Origin of the sequence: Burkholderia sp. FERM BP-3421, from assembly GCF_028657905.1 — a bacterium.
Classification (GTDB): Bacteria; Pseudomonadota; Gammaproteobacteria; order Burkholderiales; family Burkholderiaceae; genus Burkholderia.
Map to the genome: position 1 here is coordinate 2,463,884 of NZ_CP117782.1, position 13,258 is coordinate 2,477,141.

The window sequence follows — 13,258 nt, forward strand, 5'->3', positions numbered from 1 at the left end:
CTCGCATCCCGCGCGCCCGGCTCCACGGCCAACGCGCCCTCGCCCTCGCCCTCGCCCTCGCCGAGCGTCCGCTCGGACACTTGCCAATGGCAATCCGCATTCGACCACGCTATGCTGAGCCGCGCTGTCCCGTCGGTCATGCTGTTATTTCGGAATGCGAGGAAACATGTCGAAGCAGACAAGGACGCCGTTGATGCTGGCAGGCAGCATCGGCGCGCTGGGGGTGGTGTTCGGCGATATCGGCACGAGCCCGCTCTACACGTTCAAGACCGTCATCGACCTGACGGGCGGCAGCCGTCCTGAAACCATTCTCGGCATTGTCTCGCTGCTGGTGTGGACCCTGATCGTCGTCACGACGGTGAAATACGCGGGTTTCGCGATGCGCATCGACAACGACGGCGAAGGCGGCATCCTCGCGCTGATGGCCCTGCTCGGCGTCAAGCGTCACAAACGCCCGCTGATCGTCGCGGCGGGCCTGTTCGGCGCCGCGCTGATCTACGGCGACGGCGCGATCACGCCGGCGATCTCGGTGCTCTCGGCGCTGGAAGGGTTGACGCTCGTCGAGCCGACGCTGGAGCCCTACGTGCTGCCGCTGACCGTCGCGATCCTGCTGGCGCTGTTCGCGCTGCAGCCGCTCGGCACGGCGAGGATCGGCCGCGCGTTCGGCCCGATCATGGCCGTGTGGTTCCTCACGATGGCCGTGCTGGGCGTGTGGGGCATTGCGCGTCACCCGGCGATTCTGTGGGCGCTCAACCCGGCGCATGGCGTGAGCTACCTGTTCAACAGCGGCGGCGTCGGCTTCCTCGTGCTCGGCGGCGTGTTCCTCTGCGTCACGGGCGCCGAGGCGCTGTATGCCGACATGGGCCATTTCGGCGCGAAACCGATCAAGTTCGCCTGGGCGGCGCTGGTATTTCCGAGCCTGGTGCTCAATTACGCCGGGCAAGGGGCGCTCGTGCTAGCGGGCGCGCCCACGAGCGGCAACATCTTCTATCGCCTGTGCCCCGAGGCGCTGACCTTGCCGCTCGTGATCCTGTCGACCGTCGCGACCATCATCGCGAGCCAGTCGATCATCACGGGCGCGTTCTCGATGACGCGCCAGGCCATCCAGCTCGAATGGATGCCGCGCCTGAAGATCGAGCAGACCTCCGAGGCGGGATACGGGCAGATCTACATCGGCGCGGTCAACTGGACCCTGATGCTGGTCACCATCGGCCTCGTGCTGGCGTTCAGGAAATCGGACAACCTGGCGGGCGCCTACGGCATCGCCGTCTCGGCCACCATGCTGATGACCACGATGCTGCTGTTCATCGCGATGCGCGAAATCTGGGGCTGGAGCCGCGTCGCGAGCGGCGCCGTCGCGGCGCTGTTCTTCGTGTTCGACACGGCGTTCTTCGCCTCGAACCTCATGAAGCTGTTCGACGGCGGCTATGTGCCCTTGCTGCTGGCCCTGCTGGTCTATTCGGTGATGTTCATCTGGCACAGGGGCGTCACGGCGGTCGCCAATCGGCTCGGCGAAAGCCCGGTCTCCATCGACGCCTTCAAGACGACGCTCGACCGCGGCGTGGCGCGCGTTCCCGGCGCCGCGGTGTTCCTCACGCGCGCGCGCAATGCCGTGCCGCCCGTGCTGCTCTGGTACGTGAAGCACGGCCAGTCCCTGCATGAGCACGTGTTCGCCGTGACGCTGGAAACCGCCTCGACGCCCTGGGTGGACGCCGGCGAGCGGGTCGCGCTCGCGGAAACGCTGCCCGGCTTCTGGTCCGTGACCGCGCGCTACGGCTTCATGGAACACGCGGACCTGCCCGCGCTGATGACCGAGCTGGCCACCCGTCATGCGTGCCCGGTCGATCCGGCCTCGCTGACCTACTTCATCGGCATGGAGCGCATCGTGCCGCGCGACGACGGCCGGGGGCTGCCCCGCTGGATCGAGGCGCCGTTCGCGATGATGCTGCGCAACTGCGCGCGCGTGACCGACTACGCGCGCGTGCCCGCGGATCAGGTGGTGGAACTCGGCCGGCAGGTATCCATCTAGGGCGCGGCCTAGGCCTCGCCCGACACGGCCTGCGCCTCGCCGTCCGCGGCCGCGCGCTGCTGCAGCGCCCACATCTGCGCGTACAGGCCGTCCGCGCGGACCAGTTCCGCATGCGTGCCGCGCTCGACGATGCGCCCGTGGTCCATCACGATGATCTGCTGCGCGTGCACGACGGTCGAGAGGCGGTGCGCGATCACGAGCGTGGTGCGGTGCTGCGCGATCTGCTCCAGCTCCTGCTGGATCGCGCGCTCCGAGCGCGAATCGAGCGCGGACGTCGCCTCGTCGAACAGCAGGATGGGCGGATTCTTGAGGATCGTGCGCGCGATCGCGACGCGCTGCTTCTCGCCGCCCGACAGCTTGAGCCCGCGCTCGCCGACCGGCGTGTCATAGCCGTGCGGCAGGCTCTCGATGAAATCGTGGATGTGCGCGGCGCGCGCGGCGGCCAGCACGTCCTCGCGGCTCGCCGACGGCCGGCCGTAGGCGATGTTGTAGTAGATCGTGTCGTTGAACAGCACCGTGTCCTGCGGCACGATGCCGATCGACGCGCGCAGCGAATCCTGCGTGACCTCGCGCAGGTCCTGCCCGTCGATGCGGATCGCGCCGCCCGTCGCGCGCTCGAGGTCGTAGAAGCGGAACAGCAGGCGCGCAAGCGTCGACTTGCCGGAGCCGCTGTGGCCCACCACCGCGGTCGTGGTGCCTGCCTCGACCGTGAAGTTCACGTCGTGCAGGATCTGCCGCGCCGGCTCGTAGCCGAAATTCACGTGCTCGAAGCGCAGCTGCGCGCCCGCCACCCGCAGCGCGGGCGCGCCGGGCGCGTCGGCCACCTCGCGCGGCGCGGACAGCAGCGTGAACATGCGATCCATGTCGGTCAGGCTCTGCTTGAGCTCGCGATACACGACGCCGAGGAAATTCAGCGGGATGTACAGCTGCAGCATGAAGGTGTTGATCAGCACGAGATCGCCGAGCGTGAGCTTGCCGGCCAGCACGCCCTGCGTCGCACGCCACAGGATGAACACGAGCCCCGTGCCGATGATCGCCTGCTGCCCGAAGTTGAGGAACGACAGCGAATTCTGCGAGCGGATCGCGGCCTTGCGATAGCGCTGCAGGTTCTCGTCGTAGCGCCGCGTCTCCCATTCCTCGTTGCCGAAGTACTTGACCGTCTCGTAGTTGATCAGCGAATCGATCGCGCGCGAATTCGCGCGCGAATCGAGTTCGTTCATGGTGCGCCTGAAACGCGTGCGCCACTCGGTGACCTTGACCGTGAACGCGATGTAGGCGGCCAGCGCCGCGAGCGTCACGTATGCGTAGTACGCGTCGTAGCGCACCACGAAGAAGCCGAGCACCAGGCCGACCTCGACGAGCGTCGGCAGGATGCTGTACAGCGAATACGAGATCAGCTGCTGGATGCCGCGCGTGCCGCGCTCGATGTCGCGCGACATGCCGCCCGTCTGGCGCTCCAGGTGAAAGCGCAGCGACAGCCCGTGCAGGTGGCGGAACACCTGCAGCGCGAGCCGCCGCACCGCGCTTTCCGTGACCTTCGAGAACAGGATCTCGCGCAGTTCGGTGAACAGCGAGGTCGACAGCCGCACCAGCGCGTAGGCGACCACCAGGATGCCGAGGCCGCCCGCGAGCACCAGCCCCGCCGACTGCTCGGCGCGCCCGAGCGCGGTCAGCTGGTGAACCGGCGCGAGGCCGTCGACGATCCGCTTCATCACGATCGGCACGCCGAGATTCGCGACCTTCGCGCCGATCAGGCAGGTGAGCGCGAGCGCCACGCGCACCTTGTAGGTGGTCAGGTAGGGCAGCAACGAGCGGATCGTCTGCCAGTCGTTGCGCGGCCCGAGCGTGATCGGCGCGGGCTCGGAGGAAGCGGGAAAACGGCGCATGCGGGGTATAAGAGGAGAACGCGATGCCCGTAACGGTGCGCCGCCGCGCGCGGCGGCGCAAGCGTCGTGCAGTTCAGGTGCACGCTTTCTCGTACAATTTCAGAACTTTGCATTGTCGCAGAAGCCGGTTCGCCCCGCTGAAGGTCGCTCGCCGCCTGCGCACCGCACTCCCTTACAGAATGGAAGCTTCAACCATGACCGATTCGTCCCCGCAACTCCCGCAAAAATCCCCCGCGCTGCGCGTCGTGCCGCAACCGTCCGACGCGAATGTCCACGGCGACGTGTTCGGCGGCTGGATCATGGCGCAGGTCGACATCGCCGGCTCGATTCCCGCGAGCCGCCGCGCCAACGGCCGGGTCGCGACCGTCGCGGTCAACCAGTTCCTGTTCAAGCAGCCGGTGTTCGTCGGCGACCTGCTGAGCTTCTACGCCAGCATCGTCAAGACCGGCACTACCTCGGTGACGATCGACGTCGAGGTGTATGCGCAGCGGATGGGCCTCGTGGGCGAGGTCGTGAAGGTCACCGAAGCCACCCTCACCTACGTCGCGACCGACACCGACCGCCGGCCGCGCGCACTGCCGCCGCTCGAGTGAGCGGCGCGCGCCGCCGCGCTCAGCGCGCGGCGAGCCCGAATTCGCGCATCGCCGGAATGAAGTCGTGGTTGAGCCTGGGCTTGCGCGACAACTTCGCGAGCACGTAGCGCTGGAACGGCGCGAGCCGCGCCCACGCATCGCACGACGGCGCGGCGAGCCCGGCCAGCGCGCTCTGCTCGACGAGCGCCGCCGGCACCGCATCGACGCCGCGCCAGGCCGGATGCGCGTCGGGCTGGAACCAGTCGGGCTCGACGTCCGCGTGCGTGCGCAGCATCTCGAACAGCGCGTGGTCGAAATTCGGCTCGATCGCGGCATCCTCGTCGGCCGGAAAGCGCGCGAGCAGCTTGCGGTCCTCGAGCGGCAGCATCTGCCACTGCGCGAGCGAGATCCGCAGACCGAAGCGGTCGAGGTTGAAACGGACGATCATCGGGATATACGTGAAATCCTCGGACGATTCGACTTCGAAATTGAACAGCAGCGGCGTGTCGCTCAGTCCCATGTTGGCACCCGGTTGGTCGATCGCCGGCGCAGCGGGCCGGCCTGGAGTATTTTAGAACCTTCGCCGCGCATCGGCGTCATCCGTCCCTTTCCCAGCAGGAGCCTGTCGTGAACCCATCCGAAACCGTCGACGAACCCAGCGGCGTCGTCGAGCTCGCGGTGCGCCGCCGGCGCGGCGCCGAGATCGAGACGGCCATCGACCGGGTCGGCCAGGAGTGGCCGGTCGCGCTCGTCGTCAACGGCATCTCGCATGCGGTGATGATGTGCACGCCGCGCGACCTGGAGGCGTTCGCGATCGGTTTCGCGGTCTCGGAAGGCATCGTCGCGCGCGGCGCGGACATCAAGGACATCGAGGTCGCGCTGCGCGCCGACGGCCCGTTGCCGCACGCCGAGGTGCAGCTGACCGTCGTGCAGCAGGCGTTCGTCGCGCTGAAGGAGAAGCGCCGCGCGCTCGCGGGGCGCACCGGTTGCGGCGTGTGCGGAATCGAGAGCATCGACCTGCTCGACCTCGCGCCGGAACGCGTGCCGGACACGGGCTTCCTCGCGCGCCTCGCCCCGGACGCGATCGCGCGCGCCGCGCGCGAGCTGCCCGCGCATCAGGCGCTCACGCGCCAGACGGGCGGCCTGCATGCGGCCGCCTGGTGCGCCGCCGACGGCGCGATCCGGCTCGCCTTCGAGGACGTCGGCCGGCACAACGCGCTCGACAAGCTGATCGGCGCGCTCACGCTCGACCGCGCCGATCCGACCGACGGCTTCGTGTTCCTGTCGAGCCGCGCCAGCTACGAGCTGGTGCGCAAGGCGGCGCGGGTCGGCATTCCGCTCGTCGCGACGATCTCCGCGCCGTCGTCGCTCGCGATCACGATCGCGCGCGACGCGGGCCTGCGGCTCGTCAGCTTCTGCCGCGAGTCGGGCTACGTCGACTACGGCACCGCGTGACGCGCGCGGGCCGCACGCATCGCGCGGCCCGCTCGTTCAGTCGAACTGCCGGAAGTCCGGCTTGCGCTTCTCGAAGAACGCGCTCATCGCCTCGCGCGCCTCGGGCGAACGCAGCATCGCGCCGAAGTGCTGGCCTTCCTCGCTCATGCGCGATGCGATGTCGACGCCGCCCGTGTTCTTCAGCAGGGCCTTGGTGAGGCGCAGCGACGACGCCGGCAGCGCGGCCAGCTTCGCCGCCTGCTTCGCGGCGAACGCATCGAGTTCGGCGGCGGGCAGCACGCGGTTCACGAGGCCGATCCGGTGCGCCTCGAGCGCGTCGAACGGCTCGCCGAGCAGCAGCTTCTCGGCCGCCACCTGGTGCCCCGCGAGGCGCGGCAGCAGCAGGCTCGACGCCGCCTCCGGGCACAGCCCGAGCTGCACGAACGGCAGCGACAGCTGCGCTGTGTCGGCCGCATAGACGAGATCGCAGTGCAGCAGCATGGTCACGCCCACCCCGACCGCGACGCCCGCGACCGCCGCCACGAGCGGCTTCTGCGCGGTGCTGATCTGGCGCAGGAACTGGAACACCGGCGCGTTGTCGTCCTTCGGCGGCGCCTTCATGAAATCCTCGAGATCGTTGCCCGAGCTGAAGTTGCCTTCGGCGCCGCGCAACAGGATCACGCGCACCGCGCTGTCCTCCTGCGCCGCGCCGAGCGCGTCGGCGACGGTCTGGTACATCGCGGCCGTGAGCGCGTTCTTCTTCGCCGGGCGCGCGAACGTGATCGTCAGTACGCCACCGATGTTGTCGAGCTGGATATCCATCTGAATCGTCTCCGTTGCTGCAGTCGAGCTGCATGAAAAAACGGTGCGCGAGCTGCAGGCCCGCGCACCGTTGTCATCCTGGCCGAAGCGGATCGCTTACAAGCGTTCGATGATACCCGCCGCGCCCATGCCGGTGCCGACGCACATCGTCACCATGCCGTACTTCAGGTTGCGACGGCGCAGCCCGTGCACGACGGTGGCTGCGCGGATCGCGCCCGTCGCGCCGAGCGGATGGCCGAGCGCGATCGCGCCGCCGAGCGGGTTGACCTTGGCCGGATCGAGGCCGAGATCGCGGATCACCGCGAGCGACTGCGCCGCGAACGCTTCATTGAGTTCGATCCAGTCGAGGTCGTCCTGCTTGAGGCCGGCGGCCTTCAGCGCGGCCGGAATCGCCTCCTTCGGGCCGATCCCCATGATTTCCGGCGGCACGCCGCGCACCGCGAAGCTCACGAAGCGCGCGAGCGGCGTCAGGTTGAACTGCTTGAGCACCTTTTCCGACACGACGAGCAGCGCGCCCGCGCCGTCCGAGGTCTGCGAGCTGTTGCCGGCCGTGACCGACCCCTTGTTCGCGAACACCGTGCGCAGCTTCGCCAGGCCTTCGATCGAGGTGTCGGCGCGCGGGCCTTCGTCGAGCGCGATCTCGCGCGTCTTCACGCTGATCTCGCCCGTCGCCAGGTTCGGGAAATGCTCGGTGATCGTGTACGGCGCGATCTCGTCCTTGAACTCGCCCGCCTGCTGGCCGGCGATCGCCTTCTGATGCGACAGGAGCGAAAACGCGTCCTGGTCCTCGCGGCTCACCTTCCACTGCTCGGCGACGCGCTCGGCCGTCAGGCCCATCCCGTAGGCGATCCCGACGTCCTCGTTGCGATCGAAGATGTGCGGCGACATCGACGGCTTGTTGCCCATCATCGGCACCATGCTCATCGATTCGCAGCCGCCCGCGAACAGCGCGTCCGATTCGCCGACGCGGATCCGGTCGGCCGCCATCGCGAGCGCGGTGATGCCCGATGCGCAGAAGCGGTTGACCGTCACGCCGCCGACCGAGGTCGGCAGGCCGGCGAGCAGCGCGCTCATGCGCGCGACGTTGAGGCCCTGCTCGGCCTCGGGGATCGCGCAGCCGATGATCGCGTCCTCGATCAGCTTGGTGTCGAAGCCCGGCACCTGCGCCACGGCCGCCTTGATCGCGTGGACCAGCAGCTCGTCCGGCCGGGTGTTCTTGAATGCGCCGCGGGGCGCCTTGCCGATCGGCGTGCGGCTCGCGGCGACGATGTATGCGTCTTGCAACTGTTTGCTCATTTCTGGCTCCATGCTGGGCGGTCGACCCGGGCGCGTGCTTCAGCGCGTGCCCGGGCCCCGCACAAAGTTGTCCGCTTGCTCAGTTCCGCACCGGCTTGCCGGTCTGCAGCATGCCCATGATCCGTTCCTGGGTTTTCTGCGTGCCGAGCAGGTCGACGAACGCGCGGCGTTCGAGCGCCAACAGCCATTCCTCGTCGACCAGGCTGCCCGCCTCGACGTCGCCGCCGCACACCGCTTCCGCGATGCGGCTCGCGATCAGGAAATCGTGGGCGCTGATGAAGCGGCCGTCACGCATGTTGACGAGCTGCGCCTTGATCGTGGCGATCGCCGAACGGCCCGCGACCGGAACCTGCGTCGCCTTCAGCGGCGCGCGATAGCCCGCGGCCGACAGGGCGCGCGCTTCCTTCTTCGCGACGTCGAGCAGCTCGAACACGTTGAAGACGATCGTGTCCGACGGCTTCACGTAGCCCATGTCGCGCGCGTCGTGCGCCGAGGCCGAGACCTTCGCCATCGCCGCGTTCTCGAACGACTTGGTCACGAACTTGAGCAGCTCGCTCGTCGCGTTCGCGGCGCCCGCCGCGTCCGCCGCGCGCAGCGCCGCTTCCTTCAGGCCGCCGCCCGCCGGCACGAGGCCGACGCCGACTTCCACGAGACCGACGTAGCTCTCGACATGCACCACGCGCTTCGCGCTGTGCAGCATCAGCTCGCAGCCGCCGCCGAGCGCGATGCCCGACACCGCCGCCACCACCGGCACGTTCGCGTATTTGACGCGCAGCATGCCTTCCTGGAACTTCTTCACGAACGGCTCGATGCCCTTCGCGCCGCCCATCATGAACGCGGGCATCGCCTCTTCGAGGTTCGCGCCGGCCGAGAACGGGCCGCCCGGCGTGCCGAGCTTGAGCGAGGTCGGCTGCCAGACCACGACGCCCTTGAAGTCCTTCTCGGCCAGTTCGATCGCCTGCACGAGGCCGTCGATCACGCCCGGGCCGATCGTGTTCATCTTCGACTTGAACGACACGATCACGACGTCGTCCTCGCCCGCGCGGTCATCGACCCACGCGCGCACCGAGTCGGTCTCGAACAGCGTCTTGCCGTAGCTGTGCGGGTCGCGGCCGGTCTCGCCGAACAGCGGCGCGCGGAACACCTGCTTCTCGTAGACGGCGAGGTTCGAGCGCGGCACGAATGCCTTCGCGGCCGGCGACCACGAGCCATCCGCCGTGTGCACGCCGCCCTTCTCGGCCACCGCGCCTTCGAGCACCCAGGCGGGCAGCGGCGCGTTCGCGAGGGCCCTGCCCGCCGCGATATCCTCCTGCACCCACTCGGCGACCTGCTTCCAGCCGGCTGCCTGCCAGCCCTCGAACGGGCCTTCGTTCCAGCCGAAGCCCCAGCGGATCGCGAGGTCGACGTCGCGCGCGTTGTCCGCGATCGATTCGAGATGCACGCCGATGTAGTGGAACACATCGCGGAAGATCGCCCACAGGAACTGCGCGTGCGGGTGGTCGGTCTCGCGCAGCAGCTTGAGACGCTCCGCCGGCGGGCGCTTCAGGATGCGCGCGACGGTCTCGTCGGCCTTCGCGCCGGCGTCGACGTAGGCGCCCGTCTTCGCGTCGAGCACCTTGATCGCCTTGCCTTCCTTCTTGTAGAAACCGCCGCCCGTCTTCTGGCCGAGCGCGCCCTGCTTCACCAGTTCGGCGAGCACGGGCGGGGTCTGGTAGACCGGGAAGAACGGATCGTCGGCGAGGTTGTCCTGCATCGTCTTGATCACGTGCGCCATCGTGTCGAGGCCGACCACGTCCGCGGTGCGGAAGGTCGCCGACTTCGCGCGGCCGAGACGGCTGCCCGTCAGGTCGTCGACTTCGTCGAAGCGCAGGCCGAACTTCGCGGCCTCGGTGATCACGGCGAGGATCGAGTAGATGCCCACCCGGTTCGCGATGAAGTTCGGGGTGTCCTTCGCGCGCACCACGCCCTTGCCGACGACGCTCGTCAGGAAGGTTTCCAGCTGATCGAGGATCTCCGGGCGCGTGTGCGCGGTCGGGATCAGCTCGACGAGATGCATGTAGCGCGGCGGATTGAAGAAGTGCACGCCGCAGAAGCGCGCCTTCAGCTCGTCGGAGAAGCCGTCCGACAGCGCGTTGATCGACAGGCCCGAGGTGTTCGACGCGAAAATCGCGTTCGGCGCGAGGTGCGGCGCGACCTTCTTGTACAGGTCGTGCTTCCAGTCCATGCGCTCGGCGATCGCCTCGATCACGAGGTCGCACTCGGCGAGCTTCGCGATGTCGTCTTCGTAGTTGGCGGCCTGCAGGTACTTGGCGTCGTCCTTCGAGCCGAACGGCGCGGGCGACAGCTTCTTGAGGTTCTCGATGGCCTTGAGCGCGATGCCGCTCTTCGGGCCTTCCTTGGCGGGCAGATCGAACAGCAGCACCGGCACGCGTGCGTTGATGAGATGCGCGGCGATCTGCGCGCCCATCACGCCGGCGCCCAGCACGGCGACCTTGCGAATGATGAAATTGCTCACGGGACTCCTCCGGATGGTGCCGCGCGCCGCCTGTCGATCAGGCGGCGCGCGGCGGGCAAATGTTAGGGTCGCCCGGGCGGCGGGCCGCCCGGGGTGCGCGCGTCAGAACAGCGCTTCGTCGACTTCCATCATGGTCTTCGAACCGGCGCGCGCGGCGCGGATCGTCGACGCCGTCTCCGGCAGCAGGCGCGCGAAATAGAACCGCGCGGTCGCGAGCTTCGACTTGTAGAACGGATCGCCCGACGCTTCCTTGTCGAGCGCGATGCGCGCCATGCGCGCCCAGAAGTACGAGAACACCAGGTGGCCGACGGTGCGCAGGTACGGCACGGCGGCCGCGCCGACCTCGTCCGGGTTCTGCATCGCCTTCATGCCGATTTCCATCGTGAGCTTCTGGACCTTCTCGCCGATGTCCGCGAGCGGGTTGATGAACTCGGCCATTTCCGGCTTCACGCCTTCGGCTTCCGCGAATTCGGTGACGATCCTGCCGAATTTCTTGAGCTTCGCGCCCATGTCGCCGAGCACCTTGCGACCCAGCAGGTCGAGCGACTGCACCGAGTTCGTGCCTTCGTAGATCATGTTGATCCGCGCGTCGCGCACGTACTGCTCCATGCCCCACTCGGAGATGAAGCCGTGGCCGCCGTAGATCTGCATCGCGTGGTTCGTGCACTCGAACGCGTTGTCGGTCAGGAACGCCTTGATCACCGGCGTGAGCAGCGCGACCAGGTCGGCCGCTTCCTTGCGCACGGCTTCGTCGCCGTGCGACAGTTCCTTGTCGATCTGCAGCGCGGACCAGTACGTGAACGCGCGCGCGCCTTCCGCGTAGGCCTTCTGCGTGAGCAGCATGCGGCGCACGTCCGGGTGCACGATGATCGGGTCGGCCGGCTTGTCCGGCGCCTTCGGGCCCGTCAGCGAACGCATCTGCAGGCGTTCCTTCGCGTAGGTCAGCGAGTTCTGGTACGCGACTTCGGTCAGACCGAGGCCCTGCATGCCGACGCCGAGGCGCGCGGCATTCATCATCACGAACATCGCGTTGAGGCCCTTGTTCGGCTCGCCGACCAACCAACCGCTCGCACCGTCGAGGTTCATCACGCAGGTCGAGTTGCCGTGGATGCCCATCTTGTGCTCGATCGAGCCGCACTTGATGCCGTTGCGCGCGCCCGGCTCGCCCGACGCATCGGGGAGGAACTTCGGCACGATGAAGAGGGAGATCCCCTTGGTGCCCTGCGGCGCGTCCGGCAGGCGCGCGAGCACGAGGTGGACGATGTTCTTCGAGAGGTCGTGTTCGCCGCTCGAGATGAAGATCTTGGTGCCGGTGATCGCGTAGGAACCGTCGCTATTCGGCTCGGCCTTGGTGCGCAGGATGCCGAGGTCGGTGCCGCAGTGCGGCTCGGTCAGGCACATCGTGCCCGTCCACTCGCCCGCGACCAGCTTCGGCAGGTAAACCTTCTGCAGTTCCGGCGCGCCGTGCGCGTGCAGGCACTCGTAGGCGCCGTGCGACAGGCCCGGATACATGGTCCACGCCTGGTTCGCCGAGTTCATCATCTCGTAGAGCGCGTTGTTCACGAACGCGGGCAGGCCCTGGCCGCCGTAGTCCGGATCGCAGCCGAGCGCGGGCCAGCCGGCCTCGACGTACTGCTGGTACGCCTCCTTGAAGCCCGTCGGCGTCTTGACCACGCCGTCGCCTTCATAGGTGCAGCCTTCACGATCGCCCACCTGGTTCAGCGGGAACAGCACCTCGGAGCAGAACTTGCCCGCTTCTTCGAGCACCTGGTTGATCGTGTCGGCGTCGAGGTCCGCGTGCTTGGGCATCTGCTTGACTTCGGCTTCGACGTTCAGCAGCTCGTGCATCACGAATTGCATGTCGCGCAACGGCGCGGCGTACTGTCCCATGACTCTCTCCAAAGATAGGGCAATGGCTCGAGCTTCCCGCGGGCTTCGACGCTCCGCTAACGGCTCTCGCTCTGATACGAAACGATCGTTTTTTCCAGCGCGGCCCAGGTCAGGCGCACCGCATCCGGCAGATGCAGGAAGCGGGCGTCGTGATGCAGGCCGAGCGTGAAACTGTACAACTCGAAGAGCATCAGGTTCGGATCGGTGTCCTCACGCAGATGCCCCTCCTCCTTCGCCTGCGCGATCGCCCGCAGCAACGCGGCGCGCCACGCGGTCACGCTCGCGTTCAGCTGCTCGCGCACGGTGCTGTCGGGACGGTCGTCGTACTCGACGGCCCCGCTGATGTAGATGCATCCCGTCGTCACCTCGTGGATGCGCTTCTCGATCCAGCGGGCCAGCATCGCGCGCAGGCGGGGCAAACCGCGCGGCTCGCGCAGGCTCGGAAAGAACACCTCGTTCTCGAAACGACGGTGATATTCGCGCACGACCTCGACCTGCAGGTCCTCGCGCGATCCGAAGTGCGCGAACACGCCGCTCTTGCTCATCTGCATCCGCTCGGCCAACAGGCCAATCGTCAGACCTTCCAGCCCGTCCCGGCTGGCAAGGTCCAAAGCTGCTTCGAGAATCGCGGCACGCGTTTGTTCGCCTTTTCGCATAGCTTGTCTGTGTAACCGTTCGGGGTCATCGGAAAAAATCGAACGGCCGTACTATTATTGGGCGCGACCGTCCGTGAAACAAGGAAATTATTAGAAATCGGTTTCTAACCGTGCCGCTATTGTTGCGGGTTCCGTGCCCCGCAGGAAGGGGTATCCAC

General features: G+C 67.7%; 10 protein-coding genes. 3 read left to right on the forward strand and 7 right to left on the reverse strand.

All coding sequences use genetic code 11. The annotated features are described in order from the left end of the window. Positions 1-166: 166 nt before the first annotated feature. Complete coding sequence (locus Bsp3421_RS27120) at positions 167-2,029, forward strand: potassium transporter Kup (protein WP_273999064.1); 1,863 nt, start codon at positions 167-169, stop codon at positions 2,027-2,029. 8 nt (positions 2,030-2,037) lie between these two features. On the opposite strand, the gene Bsp3421_RS27125 is transcribed toward Bsp3421_RS27120, so the two are convergent. Then, on the reverse strand, positions 2,038-3,915 hold the full coding sequence (locus tag Bsp3421_RS27125) for an ABCB family ABC transporter ATP-binding protein/permease (protein WP_273999065.1): 1,878 nt from the start codon (positions 3,913-3,915) through the stop codon (positions 2,038-2,040). 194 nt (positions 3,916-4,109) lie between these two features. Here Bsp3421_RS27125 and Bsp3421_RS27130 point away from each other — a divergent pair, with 194 nt between their 5' ends. Further along, positions 4,110-4,508 carry an acyl-CoA thioesterase gene (locus tag Bsp3421_RS27130; protein ID WP_273999066.1) on the forward strand — a complete coding sequence of 133 codons (399 nt, stop codon included), beginning with the start codon at positions 4,110-4,112 and terminating at the stop codon, positions 4,506-4,508. 19 nt (positions 4,509-4,527) lie between these two features. Here the strand turns inward: Bsp3421_RS27130 and Bsp3421_RS27135 are convergent, their stop codons facing one another. After that, positions 4,528-5,007 (reverse strand): nitrate reductase associated protein, encoded by a 480-nt coding sequence (locus tag Bsp3421_RS27135; protein ID WP_273999067.1) that lies wholly within the window; start codon positions 5,005-5,007, stop codon positions 4,528-4,530. A gap of 107 nt (positions 5,008-5,114) precedes the next feature. On the opposite strand from Bsp3421_RS27135, the gene fdhD reads away from it, so the two are divergent. Then, positions 5,115-5,942 (forward strand): formate dehydrogenase accessory sulfurtransferase FdhD, encoded by an 828-nt coding sequence (fdhD, locus tag Bsp3421_RS27140; RefSeq protein WP_273999068.1) that lies wholly within the window; start codon positions 5,115-5,117, stop codon positions 5,940-5,942. Positions 5,943-5,978: 36 nt separating this feature from the next. Here fdhD and Bsp3421_RS27145 read toward each other — a convergent pair whose 3' ends face one another. The 5 genes from Bsp3421_RS27145 to Bsp3421_RS27165 all read right to left on the reverse strand — a co-directional run bounded on the left by Bsp3421_RS27145 (position 5,979) and on the right by Bsp3421_RS27165 (position 13,100). Further along, on the reverse strand, positions 5,979-6,743 hold the full coding sequence (locus tag Bsp3421_RS27145) for an enoyl-CoA hydratase (protein ID WP_273999069.1): 765 nt from the start codon (positions 6,741-6,743) through the stop codon (positions 5,979-5,981). A 96-nt stretch (positions 6,744-6,839) separates the two neighbouring features. Then, positions 6,840-8,039: an acetyl-CoA C-acyltransferase gene (locus tag Bsp3421_RS27150; protein ID WP_273999070.1), complete on the reverse strand. Its 1,200-nt coding sequence runs from the start codon at positions 8,037-8,039 to the stop codon at positions 6,840-6,842. Positions 8,040-8,118: 79 nt separating this feature from the next. Continuing rightward, positions 8,119-10,554, reverse strand: a complete 2,436-nt coding sequence (locus Bsp3421_RS27155) for a 3-hydroxyacyl-CoA dehydrogenase/enoyl-CoA hydratase family protein (protein WP_273999071.1) — start codon at positions 10,552-10,554, stop codon at positions 8,119-8,121. 102 nt (positions 10,555-10,656) lie between these two features. Further along, positions 10,657-12,444, reverse strand: a complete 1,788-nt coding sequence (locus tag Bsp3421_RS27160) for an acyl-CoA dehydrogenase C-terminal domain-containing protein (RefSeq protein ID WP_273999072.1) — start codon at positions 12,442-12,444, stop codon at positions 10,657-10,659. A gap of 56 nt (positions 12,445-12,500) precedes the next feature. Next, the gene (locus Bsp3421_RS27165) at positions 12,501-13,100 is read right to left on the reverse strand and encodes a TetR/AcrR family transcriptional regulator (RefSeq protein ID WP_273999073.1); all 600 of its coding nucleotides are present in this window, start codon (positions 13,098-13,100) and stop codon (positions 12,501-12,503) included. Between the last annotated feature and the right edge of the window lie 158 nt (positions 13,101-13,258).